13 protein-coding genes and 1 pseudogene are annotated in these 13,918 nt (G+C 61.4%); 9 read left to right on the forward strand and 5 right to left on the reverse strand.

Annotated features, from left to right (window positions below; all coding sequences use genetic code 11):
• Positions 1-11: 11 nt before the first annotated feature.
• A pseudogene (locus C2U30_RS02730) lies at positions 12-1,763 on the reverse strand (Tn3-like element TnAs1 family transposase); the annotation flags it as partial.
• Positions 1,764-1,766: 3 nt separating this feature from the next.
• Between C2U30_RS02730 and C2U30_RS02735 the strand changes: the two are divergent.
• A complete protein-coding gene (locus tag C2U30_RS02735) occupies positions 1,767-2,159 on the forward strand; it encodes a cysteine hydrolase family protein (RefSeq protein WP_001351729.1) in 393 nt (130 codons plus the stop codon).
• Positions 2,160-2,296: 137 nt separating this feature from the next.
• Positions 2,297-3,181 (forward strand): DMT family transporter, encoded by an 885-nt coding sequence (locus C2U30_RS02740; RefSeq protein ID WP_000058717.1) that lies wholly within the window; start codon positions 2,297-2,299, stop codon positions 3,179-3,181.
• Between the two features lie 31 nt (positions 3,182-3,212).
• On the opposite strand, the gene tet(A) is transcribed toward C2U30_RS02740, so the two are convergent.
• Entirely contained in the window at positions 3,213-4,412 is a 1,200-nt protein-coding gene (gene tet(A) / locus C2U30_RS02745; protein ID WP_000804064.1) for a tetracycline efflux MFS transporter Tet(A), read from the reverse strand.
• A gap of 105 nt (positions 4,413-4,517) precedes the next feature.
• Between tet(A) and tetR(A) the strand changes: the two genes are divergently transcribed.
• On the forward strand, positions 4,518-5,168 hold the full coding sequence (gene tetR(A), locus C2U30_RS02750) for a tetracycline resistance transcriptional repressor TetR(A) (protein ID WP_000164043.1): 651 nt from the start codon (positions 4,518-4,520) through the stop codon (positions 5,166-5,168).
• 331 nt (positions 5,169-5,499) lie between these two features.
• Here the strand turns inward: tetR(A) and C2U30_RS02760 are convergent, their stop codons facing one another.
• The 3 genes from C2U30_RS02760 to intI1 all read right to left on the reverse strand — a co-directional run bounded on the left by C2U30_RS02760 (position 5,500) and on the right by intI1 (position 10,380).
• On the reverse strand, positions 5,500-8,466 hold the full coding sequence (locus tag C2U30_RS02760) for a Tn3-like element TnAs1 family transposase (RefSeq protein ID WP_001138014.1): 2,967 nt from the start codon (positions 8,464-8,466) through the stop codon (positions 5,500-5,502).
• Between the two features lie 3 nt (positions 8,467-8,469).
• Positions 8,470-9,030, reverse strand: coding sequence for a recombinase family protein (locus C2U30_RS02765; protein WP_001161490.1), 561 nt, complete (start codon positions 9,028-9,030; stop codon positions 8,470-8,472).
• Between the two features lie 336 nt (positions 9,031-9,366).
• Complete coding sequence (gene intI1, locus C2U30_RS02775) at positions 9,367-10,380, reverse strand: class 1 integron integrase IntI1 (protein ID WP_000845054.1); 1,014 nt, start codon at positions 10,378-10,380, stop codon at positions 9,367-9,369.
• A gap of 144 nt (positions 10,381-10,524) precedes the next feature.
• Here intI1 and dfrA12 point away from each other — a divergent pair, with 144 nt between their 5' ends.
• The 6 genes from dfrA12 to C2U30_RS02805 all read left to right on the forward strand — a co-directional run bounded on the left by dfrA12 (position 10,525) and on the right by C2U30_RS02805 (position 13,896).
• On the forward strand, positions 10,525-11,022 hold the full coding sequence (dfrA12, locus tag C2U30_RS02780; protein ID WP_001083725.1) for a trimethoprim-resistant dihydrofolate reductase DfrA12: 498 nt from the start codon (positions 10,525-10,527) through the stop codon (positions 11,020-11,022).
• A gap of 111 nt (positions 11,023-11,133) precedes the next feature.
• Positions 11,134-11,424 (forward strand): DUF1010 domain-containing protein, encoded by a 291-nt coding sequence (locus C2U30_RS22590; RefSeq protein WP_001336345.1) that lies wholly within the window; start codon positions 11,134-11,136, stop codon positions 11,422-11,424.
• A gap of 5 nt (positions 11,425-11,429) precedes the next feature.
• Positions 11,430-12,221, forward strand: a complete 792-nt coding sequence (locus C2U30_RS02785) for an ANT(3'')-Ia family aminoglycoside nucleotidyltransferase AadA2 (protein ID WP_001206356.1) — start codon at positions 11,430-11,432, stop codon at positions 12,219-12,221.
• Positions 12,222-12,384: 163 nt separating this feature from the next.
• Positions 12,385-12,732, forward strand: a complete 348-nt coding sequence (locus C2U30_RS02790; RefSeq protein ID WP_000679427.1) for a quaternary ammonium compound efflux SMR transporter QacE delta 1 — start codon at positions 12,385-12,387, stop codon at positions 12,730-12,732.
• Positions 12,726-13,565, forward strand: coding sequence for a sulfonamide-resistant dihydropteroate synthase Sul1 (sul1, locus tag C2U30_RS02795; protein ID WP_000259031.1), 840 nt, complete (start codon positions 12,726-12,728; stop codon positions 13,563-13,565). The genes C2U30_RS02790 and sul1 overlap by 7 nt, the downstream gene beginning before the upstream one ends.
• Positions 13,566-13,692: 127 nt before the next feature.
• Positions 13,693-13,896 (forward strand): hypothetical protein, encoded by a 204-nt coding sequence (locus C2U30_RS02805; protein WP_000376616.1) that lies wholly within the window; start codon positions 13,693-13,695, stop codon positions 13,894-13,896.
• The last annotated feature ends 22 nt before the right edge of the window (positions 13,897-13,918 follow it).

The following is a 13,918-nucleotide window of genomic DNA, read 5'->3' on the forward strand; positions in this document are numbered from 1 at the left end:
AAAATCGTACGCTAAGGTTTTCCGGGCATCCGTAAGGGCCGAAACTTCCCGTCTTCCAGTCTGCGGCTCTGCCGCCAGACGTAATCGCCGGTTAGGTTGATGTGCTCCCAGCCCAGCGGCGACAGGAATTGCAGCAGCTCGCCGTCCACCGGCTTGCCGGCCTCGACCAACCCCTGGGTGGCGCGTTCCAGGTACACCGTGTTCCACAGCACGATAGCCGCCGTCACCAGGTTGAGGCCGCTGGCCCGGTAGCGCTGCTGCTCGAAGCTCCGATCCCTGATTTCCCCAAGGCGGTTGAAGAACACCGCCCTGGCCAGCGAGTTGCGCGCCTCACCTTTGTTCAGGCCGGCATGCACGCGGCGGCGCAGTTCAACACTTTGCAGCCAGTCCAGGATGAACAGCGTGCGCTCGATCCGGCCCAGCTCGCGCAGGGCCACGGCCAGTCCGTTCTGGCGCGGGTAGCTGCCGAGCTTGCGCAGCATCAGCGAGGCGGTGACGGTGCCCTGCTTGATCGAGCTGGCCAGGCGCAGGATGTCGTCCCAGTGGGCACGCACGTGCTTGATGTTCAGGGTGCCGCCGATCAGCGGGCGCAACGTCGGGTAGGCTTGCACGCCCTGCGGCACGTACAGCTTGGTTTCGCCGAGGTCGCGGATGCGCGGCGCGAAGCGGAAGCCTAGCAGGTGCATCAGGGCAAAGACGTGATCGGTGAAGCCGGCCGTGTCGGTGTAGTGCTCCTCGATCCGCAGGTCGGACTCGTGGTACAGCAGGCCGTCGAGCACATAGGTGGAATCGCGGACGCCGACATTCACCACGCGGGTGCTGAACGGCGCGTACTGGTCGGAGATATGGGTATAGAACAGCCGTCCCGGCTCGCTACCGTACTTCGGGTTGACGTGCCCGGTGCTCTCGCCCCGGCCACCCGCGCGGAAGCGCTGGCCATCGGAGGATGAGGTCGTGCCGTCGCCCCAGTGGGCGGCAAAGGCGTGGCGATACTGGTGGTTGACCAGCTCGGCCAAGGCCGCCGAATAGGTTTCGTCGCGGATGTGCCAGGCTTGCAGCCAGGACAGCTTGGCGTAGGTCAGGCCGGGGCTCGACTCGGCCATCTTGGTCAGCCCGAGGTTGATCGCATCACCGAGGATTGCGGACAGCAGCAACGTCCTGTCTTTGGCCTCGGCCCCGTCCTTCAAGTGGGTGAAGTGGCGGCTGAAGCCCGTCCAGTCGTCCACGTCCATCAGCAGTTCGGTGATCTTGATGCGCGGCAGTAACTGGCTGGTTTGGTCGATCAGCGCCTGCGCCCGATCCGGCACCGCCGCATCCAGCGGGGTGATTTTCAGCCCTGACTCGGTGAGGATGGCATCGGGCAGCTCGTTGTCCTTGGCCAGGCGGGTGACGGTGGCCAACTGCTCGTCCAGCAGCTGCAAACGCTCTTCCAGGTACTGGTCGCTGTTCGGGTTGATCGCCAGGGGCAGGGCCTGCTCGCGCTTGAGTGCGGCGAACTTCTCGGCCGGCAGCAGGTAGTCGTCGAAGTCGCGGAACTGCCGCGAGCCCTTGACCCAGATGTCGCCGGAGCGCAGGGCGTTCTTCAGCTCGGACAGGGCGCAGATTTCGTAGAATTTCCGGTCGAGGCCTTCCGGGGTGATCACCAGCGGCTTCCAGCGCGGCTTGATGAAGGCCGTGGGTGCATCGGCCGGCACCTTGCGCAGGTTGTCGGCGTTCATCTCACGCAGGGTCTGCACGGCTGCCAGCACGCCTTGCGCGGCCGGCCCGTGCTGTTCCCCAACTTTTCGCTCGGCGAAGAGTATGAACATGCGCCGCCGGCGACGAATCGCCAAATCTCACCGTATCTCCCGAGCGGACGATTTCGCACCGGTCTGCCCGTCGAAGGGCTTGCGATCGAACGGGGCGACCTTTTCTATGCATGTCCGCGAGCCAGCGTCTTTTATGGCACGGCGCTCGACGCCGACCTTCGGACGCGCGGCGTAAGCACGCTTGTCATGGCCGGGATAAGCACCACCGGCGTTGTTCTTTCAAGCGTCGCCTGGGCTAGTGATGCGGACTACGACGTGCGTTTGGTCCAGGACTGCTGCTACGACCCGGATCGGGATGCCCACGAAGCTCTGTTGCGTTCCGGGTTCGGCGGACGTGTACAGGTCGTGTAATTTTCGGGCCTCGCATGATCGCGGCCATAGCCGCAGGTGGATTGGTGCGAGGCAGGGCCAGTCCAAGTCAGGGTGCGGTCATCGCGGCGCCTGCAACTCTCAAAAACCCATCGCCGTAGCGGAGGTCTTGTAATCGCATGTCATTACGCACGCCCGATTTATTGTTCACAGCGATAGCACCTGCCATTTGGGGCAGCACCTACATTGTCACCACCCAATACCTGCCGAACTTCTCACCGATGACGGTCGCGATGCTGCGGGCGTTGCCGGCGGGTTTATTGCTCGTGATGATCGTCCGACAGATTCCAACGGGAATCTGGTGGATGCGCATCTTCATCCTCGGCGCACTTAATATTTCGCTATTCTGGAGCTTGTTGTTTATTTCGGTCTACCGCCTGCCGGGCGGGGTCGCGGCGACGGTAGGCGCTGTGCAGCCGCTGATGGTCGTGTTCATCTCTGCCGCTCTGCTAGGTAGCCCGATACGATTGATGGCGGTCCTGGGGGCTATTTGCGGAACTGCGGGCGTGGCGCTGTTGGTGTTGACACCAAACGCAGCGCTAGATCCTGTCGGCGTCGCAGCGGGCCTGGCGGGGGCGGTTTCCATGGCGTTCGGAACCGTGCTGACCCGCAAGTGGCAACCTCCCGTGCCTCTGCTCACCTTTACCGCCTGGCAACTGGCGGCCGGAGGACTTCTGCTCGTTCCAGTAGCTTTAGTGTTTGATCCGCCAATCCCGATGCCTACAGGAACCAATGTTCTCGGCCTGGCGTGGCTCGGCCTGATCGGAGCGGGTTTAACCTACTTCCTTTGGTTCCGGGGGATCTCGCGACTCGAACCTACAGTTGTTTCCTTACTGGGCTTTCTCAGCCCGGGGACCGCCGTGTTGCTAGGATGGTTGTTCTTGGATCAGACGCTGAGTGCGCTTCAAATCATCGGCGTCCTGCTCGTGATCGGGAGTATCTGGCTGGGCCAACGTTCCAACCGCACTCCTAGGGCGCGTATAGCTTGCCGGAAGTCGCCTTGACCCGCATGGCATAGGCCTATCGTTTCCACGATCAGCGATCGGCTCGTTGCCCTGCGCCGCTCCAAAGCCCGCGACGCAGCGCCGGCAGGCAGAGCAAGTAGAGGGCAGCGCCTGCAATCCATGCCCACCCGTTCCACGTTGTTATAGAAGCCGCATAGATCGCCGTGAAGAGGAGGGGTCCGACGATCGAGGTCAGGCTGGTGAGCGCCGCCAGTGAGCCTTGCAGCTGCCCCTGACGTTCCTCATCCACCTGCCTGGACAACATTGCTTGCAGCGCCGGCATTCCGATGCCACCCGAAGCAAGCAGGACCATGATCGGGAACGCCATCCATCCCCGTGTCGCGAAGGCAAGCAGGATGTAGCCTGTGCCGTCGGCAATCATTCCGAGCATGAGTGCCCGCCTTTCGCCGAGCCGGGCGGCTACAGGGCCGGTGATCATTGCCTGGGCGAGTGAATGCAGAATGCCAAATGCGGCAAGCGAAATGCCGATCGTGGTCGCGTCCCAGTGAAAGCGATCCTCGCCGAAAATGACCCAAAGCGCGGCCGGCACCTGTCCGACAAGTTGCATGATGAAGAAGACCGCCATCAGGGCGGCGACGACGGTCATGCCCCGGGCCCACCGGAACGAAGCGAGCGGGTTGAGAGCCTCCCGGCGTAACGGCCGGCGTTCGCCTTTGTGCGACTCCGGCAAAAGGAAACAGCCCGTCAGGAAATTGAGGCCGTTCAAGGCTGCCGCGGCGAAGAACGGAGCGTGGGGGGAGAAACCGCCCATCAGCCCACCGAGCACAGGTCCCGCGACCATCCCGAACCCGAAACAGGCGCTCATGAAGCCGAAGTGCCGCGCGCGCTCATCGCCATCAGTGATATCGGCAATATAAGCGCCGGCTACCGCCCCAGTCGCCCCGGTGATGCCGGCCACGATCCGCCCGATATAGAGAACCCAAAGGAAAGGCGCCGTCGCCATGATGGCGTAGTCGACAGCAGCGCCGGCCAGCGAGACGAGCAAGACCGGCCGCCGCCCGAAACGATCCGACAGCGCGCCCAGCACAGGTGCGCAGGCAAATTGCATCAACGCATACAGCGCCAGCAGAATGCCATAGTGGGCGGTGACGTCGTTCGAGTGAACCAGATCGCGCAGGAGGCCCGGCAGCACCGGCATAATCAGGCCGATGCCGACAGCGTCGAGCGCGACAGTGCTCAGAATTACGATCAGGGGTCTGTTGGGTTTCACGTCTGGCCTCCGGACCAGCCTCCGCTGGTCCGATTGAACGCGCGGATTCTTTATCACTGATAAGTTGGTGGACATATTATGTTTATCAGTGATAAAGTGTCAAGCATGACAAAGTTGCAGCCGAATACAGTGATCCGTGCCGCCCTGGACCTGTTGAACGAGGTCGGCGTAGACGGTCTGACGACACGCAAACTGGCGGAACGGTTGGGGGTTCAGCAGCCGGCGCTTTACTGGCACTTCAGGAACAAGCGGGCGCTGCTCGACGCACTGGCCGAAGCCATGCTGGCGGAGAATCATACGCATTCGGTGCCGAGAGCCGACGACGACTGGCGCTCATTTCTGATCGGGAATGCCCGCAGCTTCAGGCAGGCGCTGCTCGCCTACCGCGATGGCGCGCGCATCCATGCCGGCACGCGACCGGGCGCACCGCAGATGGAAACGGCCGACGCGCAGCTTCGCTTCCTCTGCGAGGCGGGTTTTTCGGCCGGGGACGCCGTCAATGCGCTGATGACAATCAGCTACTTCACTGTTGGGGCCGTGCTTGAGGAGCAGGCCGGCGACAGCGATGCCGGCGAGCGCGGCGGCACCGTTGAACAGGCTCCGCTCTCGCCGCTGTTGCGGGCCGCGATAGACGCCTTCGACGAAGCCGGTCCGGACGCAGCGTTCGAGCAGGGACTCGCGGTGATTGTCGATGGATTGGCGAAAAGGAGGCTCGTTGTCAGGAACGTTGAAGGACCGAGAAAGGGTGACGATTGATCAGGACCGCTGCCGGAGCGCAACCCACTCACTACAGCAGAGCCATGTAGACAACATCCCCTCCCCCTTTCCACCGCGTCAGACGCCCGTAGCAGCCCGCTACGGGCTTTTTCATGCCCTGCCCTAGCGTCCAAGCCTCACGGCCGCGCTCGGCCTCTCTGGCGGCCTTCTGGCGCTCCTGCTGCGGCGTCCGCTCGTGGGCCGTGGCGCGGGTCCGCGCGCCGGCCTCGTGCGCCTGGCGCTCGCGGGCGAGGTCCAGGGCGGCCGTCTTCACGTTCTGCCTTGCGCAGATGAGATAGGGGAGCCCGCAGAATTCGGAAAAAATCGTACGCTAAGGTTTTCCGGGCATCCGTAAGGGCCGAAACTTCCCGTCTTCCAGTCTGCGGCTCTGCCGCCAGACGTAATCGCCGGTTAGGTTGATGTGCTCCCAGCCCAGCGGCGACAGGAATTGCAGCAGCTCGCCGTCCACCGGCTTGCCGGCCTCGACCAACCCCTGGGTGGCGCGTTCCAGGTACACCGTGTTCCACAGCACGATAGCCGCCGTCACCAGGTTGAGGCCGCTGGCCCGGTAGCGCTGCTGCTCGAAGCTCCGATCCCTGATTTCCCCAAGGCGGTTGAAGAACACCGCCCTGGCCAGCGAGTTGCGCGCCTCACCTTTGTTCAGGCCGGCATGCACGCGGCGGCGCAGTTCAACACTTTGCAGCCAGTCCAGGATGAACAGCGTGCGCTCGATCCGGCCCAGCTCGCGCAGGGCCACGGCCAGTCCGTTCTGGCGCGGGTAGCTGCCGAGCTTGCGCAGCATCAGCGAGGCGGTGACGGTGCCCTGCTTGATCGAGCTGGCCAGGCGCAGGATGTCGTCCCAGTGGGCACGCACGTGCTTGATGTTCAGGGTGCCGCCGATCAGCGGGCGCAACGTCGGGTAGGCTTGCACGCCCTGCGGCACGTACAGCTTGGTTTCGCCGAGGTCGCGGATGCGCGGCGCGAAGCGGAAGCCTAGCAGGTGCATCAGGGCAAAGACGTGATCGGTGAAGCCGGCCGTGTCGGTGTAGTGCTCCTCGATCCGCAGGTCGGACTCGTGGTACAGCAGGCCGTCGAGCACATAGGTGGAATCGCGGACGCCGACATTCACCACGCGGGTGCTGAACGGCGCGTACTGGTCGGAGATATGGGTATAGAACAGCCGTCCCGGCTCGCTACCGTACTTCGGGTTGACGTGCCCGGTGCTCTCGCCCCGGCCACCCGCGCGGAAGCGCTGGCCATCGGAGGATGAGGTCGTGCCGTCGCCCCAGTGGGCGGCAAAGGCGTGGCGATACTGGTGGTTGACCAGCTCGGCCAAGGCCGCCGAATAGGTTTCGTCGCGGATGTGCCAGGCTTGCAGCCAGGACAGCTTGGCGTAGGTCAGGCCGGGGCTCGACTCGGCCATCTTGGTCAGCCCGAGGTTGATCGCATCACCGAGGATTGCGGACAGCAGCAACGTCCTGTCTTTGGCCTCGGCCCCGTCCTTCAAGTGGGTGAAGTGGCGGCTGAAGCCCGTCCAGTCGTCCACGTCCATCAGCAGTTCGGTGATCTTGATGCGCGGCAGTAACTGGCTGGTTTGGTCGATCAGCGCCTGCGCCCGATCCGGCACCGCCGCATCCAGCGGGGTGATTTTCAGCCCTGACTCGGTGAGGATGGCATCGGGCAGCTCGTTGTCCTTGGCCAGGCGGGTGACGGTGGCCAACTGCTCGTCCAGCAGCTGCAAACGCTCTTCCAGGTACTGGTCGCTGTTCGGGTTGATCGCCAGGGGCAGGGCCTGCTCGCGCTTGAGTGCGGCGAACTTCTCGGCCGGCAGCAGGTAGTCGTCGAAGTCGCGGAACTGCCGCGAGCCCTTGACCCAGATGTCGCCGGAGCGCAGGGCGTTCTTCAGCTCGGACAGGGCGCAGATTTCGTAGAATTTCCGGTCGAGGCCTTCCGGGGTGATCACCAGCGGCTTCCAGCGCGGCTTGATGAAGGCCGTGGGTGCATCGGCCGGCACCTTGCGCAGGTTGTCGGCGTTCATCTCACGCAGGGTCTGCACGGCTGCCAGCACGCCTTGCGCGGCCGGCGCGGCGCGCAGTTCCAGCACCTCCAGCAAGGCCGGCGTGTAACGGCGCAGGGTGGCGAAGTTCTCGCCGACCAGGTGCAGGTGGTCGAAGCCTTCCGGCCGGGCCAGCAGCTCGGCCTCGCTGACGCTCTCGGTGAACTCGTCCCAGGGAATCACCGCCTCGATGGCGGCATAGGGGTCGCTGCCGCTTTCCTTCGCTTCCAGCAGCGCCTGGCCGATCCTGGAGTACAGGCGCACCTTGTCGTTGATCGCCTTGCCCTGCTTCTGGAACTGCTGCTGATGCTTGTGCTTCGCGCCGCTGAACAGCTTGACCAGGATGCGGTCATGCAGATCGACCAGCTCATCGATCACGGTCGCGGTGCTCTCCAGCACCACGGCGGCCAGGGTCGCGTAGCGGCGCTGCGGCTCGAACTTACCGAGGTCTTTGGGCGTCATCTGCCCACCCTCGCGGGCCAGCTTGAGCAGGCGGTTCTGGTGGATGTGCCGGCCCAGGCCTTCGGGCAAGTCCACCAACTGAAATGTCTTCAGCCGCTCGATGTGTTCCAGCATGTGCCGAGAGTTGGGTTTCAGCGGTGCCTGGCGCAGCCAGGTCAACCAGGTGATGCTGCTGCCGGCCTTGAGCTTCAACAGCTCGTCCAGCTTGGCCCGATGCGAGTCCGTGAGTGGTTCGACCAGGGCGCGGTAGACCCGCCGATTGGCTCGCGCAATGGCTTCCGAGCAGGCCCGGTCAATCACGCTCAGCGCCGGCAGGATGCGTCGTTTCTGCCGTAGGCTCTCCAGGGCCTGACCGGCCAGCAGCAAGCCTTTGTCGGTCTGCTGGGCCAGCTCGGTTAGCTCGCGCACCAGGGCGCGGAAGTCGGACAGGCCGAACGGGGCCAGTTGCAGGTAGGTGCGCAGTTCCTGGGCATGCTCGCGACGGGTCACGTCGCGCTCGCCGTACTTTGCCCAGCTCGCCGGCTCGGCCTGGACTTGCTTCGCCACCCACAGGATGACCGGCTCGGGCAGCTCGCTGTCGGTTCCCAGCGCGTAACCGGGGTAGCGCAGCAGGCAGAGCTGCACGGCGAAGCCGAGGCGGTTGGCGTCGCCGCGTCGCTGGCGGATCAGCGACAGGTCGGAGTCGTTGAAGGTGTAGTAGCGGATCAGGTCATCCTGGCTTTCCGGCAGCGCAAGCAGGGTGTCCCGCTCCGTGGCCGAGAGGATCAAGCGACGCGGCATGTGTCAGTCGTCCGTGCGGAGGTACTGGTAGAGGGTTTCCCGGCTGATGTTGAACTCGCGGGCAAGCTGCGCCTTGGGCTCGCCGGCCGTCGCTCGCTGCCGCAGGGTAGCAGCCTGCTCATCGGACAGGGCTTTCTTGCGGCCCCGGTACGCGCCACGCTGCTTGGCCAAGGCGATGCCCTCACGCTGCCGCTCGCGGATCAGGGCGCGCTCGAACTCAGCGAAGGCCCCCATCACCGACAGCATCAGGTTGGCCATCGGCGAGTCCTCGCCAGTGAACACCAGGCCCTCCTTCAGGAACTCGATGCGCACGCCGCGCTGAGTCAGCTTCTGTACCAAGCGACGCAGGTCATCGAGGTTGCGGGCCAGCCGATCCATGCTGTGCACCACCACTGTATCGCCTTCGCGGACGAAGCTCAGCAGCGCTTCGAGCTGGGGGCGCTGGGTGTCCTTGCCCGATGCCTTGTCGGTGAACACCTTGCTCACCTGGGTTTGTTCCAGCTGGCGTTCCGGGTTCTGGTCAAAGCTGCTGACCCGGACGTAGCCGATGCGGTGCCCCTGCACGATGTCTCCTTGGTTGAAGGCGGCTTAAGTGCACTTTCTGTTCCGTTGTGCCTCAAAGCCCATTTCTGTCAGGCTGAAATCTATAACCTTCGCGGGCATGTGTCAAAAAATGGGAAAGCAGACTCTATTCTGACTGTCGTTTTCAGAAGACGGCTGCACTGAACGTCAGAAGCCGACTGCACTATAGCAGCGGAGGGGTTGGATCCATCAGGCAACGACGGGCTGCTGCCGGCCATCAGCGGACGCAGGGAGGACTTTCCGCAACCGGCCGTTCGATGCGGCACCGATGGCCTTCGCGCAGGGGTAGTGAATCCGCCAGGATTGACTTGCGCTGCCCTACCTCTCACTAGTGAGGGGCGGCAGCGCATCAAGCGGTGAGCGCACTCCGGCACCGCCAACTTTCAGCACATGCGTGTAAATCATCGTCGTAGAGACGTCGGAATGGCCGAGCAGATCCTGCACGGTTCGAATGTCGTAACCGCTGCGGAGCAAGGCCGTCGCGAACGAGTGGCGGAGGGTGTGCGGTGTGGCGGGCTTCGTGATGCCTGCTTGTTCTACGGCACGTTTGAAGGCGCGCTGAAAGGTCTGGTCATACATGTGATGGCGACGCACGACACCGCTCCGTGGATCGGTCGAATGCGTGTGCTGCGCAAAAACCCAGAACCACGGCCAGGAATGCCCGGCGCGCGGATACTTCCGCTCAAGGGCGTCGGGAAGCGCAACGCCGCTGCGGCCCTCGGCCTGGTCCTTCAGCCACCATGCCCGTGCACGCGACAGCTGCTCGCGCAGGCTGGGTGCCAAGCTCTCGGGTAACATCAAGGCCCGATCCTTGGAGCCCTTGCCCTCCCGCACGATGATCGTGCCGTGATCGAAATCCAGATCCTTGACCCGCAGTTGCAAACCCTCACTGATCCGCATGCCCGTTCCATACAGAAGCTGGGCGAACAAACGATGCTCGCCTTCCAGAAAACCGAGGATGCGAACCACTTCATCCGGGGTCAGCACCACCGGCAAGCGCCGCGACGGCCGAGGTCTTCCGATCTCCTGAAGCCAGGGCAGATCCGTGCACAGCACCTTGCCGTAGAAGAACAGCAAGGCCGCCAATGCCTGACGATGCGTGGAGACCGAAACCTTGCGCTCGTTCGCCAGCCAGGACAGAAATGCCTCGACTTCGCTGCTGCCCAAGGTTGCCGGGTGACGCACACCGTGGAAACGGATGAAGGCACGAACCCAGTTGACATAAGCCTGTTCGGTTCGTAAACTGTAATGCAAGTAGCGTATGCGCTCACGCAACTGGTCCAGAACCTTGACCGAACGCAGCGGTGGTAACGGCGCAGTGGCGGTTTTCATGGCTTGTTATGACTGTTTTTTTGTACAGTCTATGCCTCGGGCATCCAAGCAGCAAGCGCGTTACGCCGTGGGTCGATGTTTGATGTTATGGAGCAGCAACGATGTTACGCAGCAGGGCAGTCGCCCTAAAACAAAGTTAGCCATATGAACTCGGAATCAGTACGCATTTATCTCGTTGCTGCGATGGGAGCCAATCGGGTTATTGGCAATGGTCCTAATATCCCCTGGAAAATTCCGGGTGAGCAGAAGATTTTTCGCAGACTCACTGAGGGAAAAGTCGTTGTCATGGGGCGAAAGACCTTTGAGTCTATCGGCAAGCCTCTACCGAACCGTCACACATTGGTAATCTCACGCCAAGCTAACTACCGCGCCACTGGCTGCGTAGTTGTTTCAACGCTGTCGCACGCTATCGCTTTGGCATCCGAACTCGGCAATGAACTCTACGTCGCGGGCGGAGCTGAGATATACACTCTGGCACTACCTCACGCCCACGGCGTGTTTCTATCTGAGGTACATCAAACCTTCGAGGGTGACGCCTTCTTCCCAATGCTCAACGAAACAGAATTCGAGCTTGTCTCAACCGAAACCATTCAAGCTGTAATTCCGTACACCCACTCCGTTTATGCGCGTCGAAACGGCTAACCATTCCGTCAACGGGACGCCAAAATGCTGCGCATTTTGGTTCCCTCCGCTGCGCTCCGGCTCTCGTTACGTCCAACGTTAGCACCACTGAAACCCAGCTTTATTTAGCTCATGTTTATTCAAACGGCATTTAGCTTTTCAGGCGTTATTCAGTGCCTGTTTTGCCTTTTTTCCGGGCTTCGCCTGCATGGGCTGCGCAGGTTTTCAGTCTTTTTGGCCTCTAGCCCTTGCGTAGCAAGCGCAAGCAGCTATCGTTTTTGCAGTGCTGTGCCGCCTCGGTGGCGCAGCGTTTTTTCACGGTTAGCGCCCGTCGCCAAATTCAAGTTATCCGTTTTGGCTTCTGGTTCTAACATTTCGGTCAAGCCGACCCGCATTCTGCGGTCGGCTTACCTCGCCCGTTAGACATCATGAGGGAAGCGGTGACCATCGAAATTTCGAACCAACTATCAGAGGTGCTAAGCGTCATTGAGCGCCATCTGGAATCAACGTTGCTGGCCGTGCATTTGTACGGCTCCGCAGTGGATGGCGGCCTGAAGCCATACAGCGATATTGATTTGTTGGTTACTGTGGCCGTAAAGCTTGATGAAACGACGCGGCGAGCATTGCTCAATGATCTTATGGAGGCTTCGGCTTTCCCTGGCGAGAGCGAGACGCTCCGCGCTATAGAAGTCACCCTTGTCGTGCATGACGACATCATCCCGTGGCGTTATCCGGCTAAGCGCGAGCTGCAATTTGGAGAATGGCAGCGCAATGACATTCTTGCGGGTATCTTCGAGCCAGCCATGATCGACATTGATCTAGCTATCCTGCTTACAAAAGCAAGAGAACATAGCGTTGCCTTGGTAGGTCCGGCAGCGGAGGAATTCTTTGACCCGGTTCCTGAACAGGATCTATTCGAGGCGCTGAGGGAAACCTTGAAGCTATGGAACTCGCAGCCCGACTGGGCCGGCGATGAGCGAAATGTAGTGCTTACGTTGTCCCGCATTTGGTACAGCGCAATAACCGGCAAAATCGCGCCGAAGGATGTCGCTGCCGACTGGGCAATAAAACGCCTACCTGCCCAGTATCAGCCCGTCTTACTTGAAGCTAAGCAAGCTTATCTGGGACAAAAAGAAGATCACTTGGCCTCACGCGCAGATCACTTGGAAGAATTTATTCGCTTTGTGAAAGGCGAGATCATCAAGTCAGTTGGTAAATGATGTCTAACAATTCGTTCAAGCCGACCGCGCTACGCGCGGCGGCTTAACTCCGGCGTTAGATGCACTAAGCACATAATTGCTCACAGCCAAACTATCAGGTCAAGTCTGCTTTTATTATTTTTAAGCGTGCATAATAAGCCCTACACAAATTGGGAGATATATCATGAAAGGCTGGCTTTTTCTTGTTATCGCAATAGTTGGCGAAGTAATCGCAACATCCGCATTAAAATCTAGCGAGGGCTTTACTAAGCTTGCCCCTTCCGCCGTTGTCATAATCGGTTATGGCATCGCATTTTATTTTCTTTCTCTGGTTCTGAAATCCATCCCTGTCGGTGTTGCTTATGCAGTCTGGTCGGGACTCGGCGTCGTCATAATTACAGCCATTGCCTGGTTGCTTCATGGGCAAAAGCTTGATGCGTGGGGCTTTGTAGGTATGGGGCTCATAATTGCTGCCTTTTTGCTCGCCCGATCCCCATCGTGGAAGTCGCTGCGGAGGCCGACGCCATGGTGACGGTGTTCGGCATTCTGAATCTCACCGAGGACTCCTTCTTCGATGAGAGCCGGCGGCTAGACCCCGCCGGCGCTGTCACCGCGGCGATCGAAATGCTGCGAGTCGGATCAGACGTCGTGGATGTCGGACCGGCCGCCAGCCATCCGGACGCGAGGCCTGTATCGCCGGCCGATGAGATCAGACGTATTGCGCCGCTCTTAGACGCCCTGTCCGATCAGATGCACCGTGTTTCAATCGACAGCTTCCAACCGGAAACCCAGCGCTATGCGCTCAAGCGCGGCGTGGGCTACCTGAACGATATCCAAGGATTTCCTGACCCTGCGCTCTATCCCGATATTGCTGAGGCGGACTGCAGGCTGGTGGTTATGCACTCAGCGCAGCGGGATGGCATCGCCACCCGCACCGGTCACCTTCGACCCGAAGACGCGCTCGACGAGATTGTGCGGTTCTTCGAGGCGCGGGTTTCCGCCTTGCGACGGAGCGGGGTCGCTGCCGACCGGCTCATCCTCGATCCGGGGATGGGATTTTTCTTGAGCCCCGCACCGGAAACATCGCTGCACGTGCTGTCGAACCTTCAAAAGCTGAAGTCGGCGTTGGGGCTTCCGCTATTGGTCTCGGTGTCGCGGAAATCCTTCTTGGGCGCCACCGTTGGCCTTCCTGTAAAGGATCTGGGTCCAGCGAGCCTTGCGGCGGAACTTCACGCGATCGGCAATGGCGCTGACTACGTCCGCACCCACGCGCCTGGAGATCTGCGAAGCGCAATCACCTTCTCGGAAACCCTCGCGAAATTTCGCAGTCGCGACGCCAGAGACCGAGGGTTAGATCATGCCTAGCATTCACCTTCCGGCCGCCCGCTAGCGGACCCTGGTCAGGTTCCGCGAAGGTGGGCGCAGACATGCTGGGCTCGTCAGGATCAAACTGCACTATGAGGCGGCGGTTCATACCGCGCCAGGGGAGCGAATGGACAGCGAGGAGCCTCCGAACGTTCGGGTCGCCTGCTCGGGTGATATCGACGAGGTTGTGCGGCTGATGCACGACGCTGCGGCGTGGATGTCCGCCAAGGGAACGCCCGCCTGGGACGTCGCGCGGATCGACCGGACATTCGCGGAGACCTTCGTCCTGAGATCCGAGCTCCTAGGGATCGCCTCAGAAAACGGAAAATAAAGCACGCTAAGCCGTAAGTAAG

This window comes from Aeromonas sp. ASNIH5 (assembly GCF_002902865.1).
GTDB lineage: Bacteria > Pseudomonadota > Gammaproteobacteria > Enterobacterales > Aeromonadaceae > Aeromonas > Aeromonas caviae.

What these genes read in the sequence shown, in the direction of transcription:
- C2U30_RS02760 (WP_001138014.1), bottom strand. Translation starts at nt 8,466, where the DNA reads ATGCCGCGTCGCTTGATCCTCTCGGCCACGGAGCGGGACACCCTGCTT.
- intI1 (WP_000845054.1), bottom strand. Translation starts at nt 10,380, where the DNA reads ATGAAAACCGCCACTGCGCCGTTACCACCGCTGCGTTCGGTCAAGGTT.
- C2U30_RS02740 (WP_000058717.1), top strand. Translation starts at nt 2,297, where the DNA reads ATGTCATTACGCACGCCCGATTTATTGTTCACAGCGATAGCACCTGCC.
- dfrA12 (WP_001083725.1), top strand. Translation starts at nt 10,525, where the DNA reads ATGAACTCGGAATCAGTACGCATTTATCTCGTTGCTGCGATGGGAGCC.
- sul1 (WP_000259031.1), top strand. Translation starts at nt 12,726, where the DNA reads ATGGTGACGGTGTTCGGCATTCTGAATCTCACCGAGGACTCCTTCTTC.
- C2U30_RS02785 (WP_001206356.1), top strand. Translation starts at nt 11,430, where the DNA reads ATGAGGGAAGCGGTGACCATCGAAATTTCGAACCAACTATCAGAGGTG.
- C2U30_RS02790 (WP_000679427.1), top strand. Translation starts at nt 12,385, where the DNA reads ATGAAAGGCTGGCTTTTTCTTGTTATCGCAATAGTTGGCGAAGTAATC.
- C2U30_RS02805 (WP_000376616.1), top strand. Translation starts at nt 13,693, where the DNA reads ATGGACAGCGAGGAGCCTCCGAACGTTCGGGTCGCCTGCTCGGGTGAT.
- C2U30_RS22590 (WP_001336345.1), top strand. Translation starts at nt 11,134, where the DNA reads ATGTTTATTCAAACGGCATTTAGCTTTTCAGGCGTTATTCAGTGCCTG.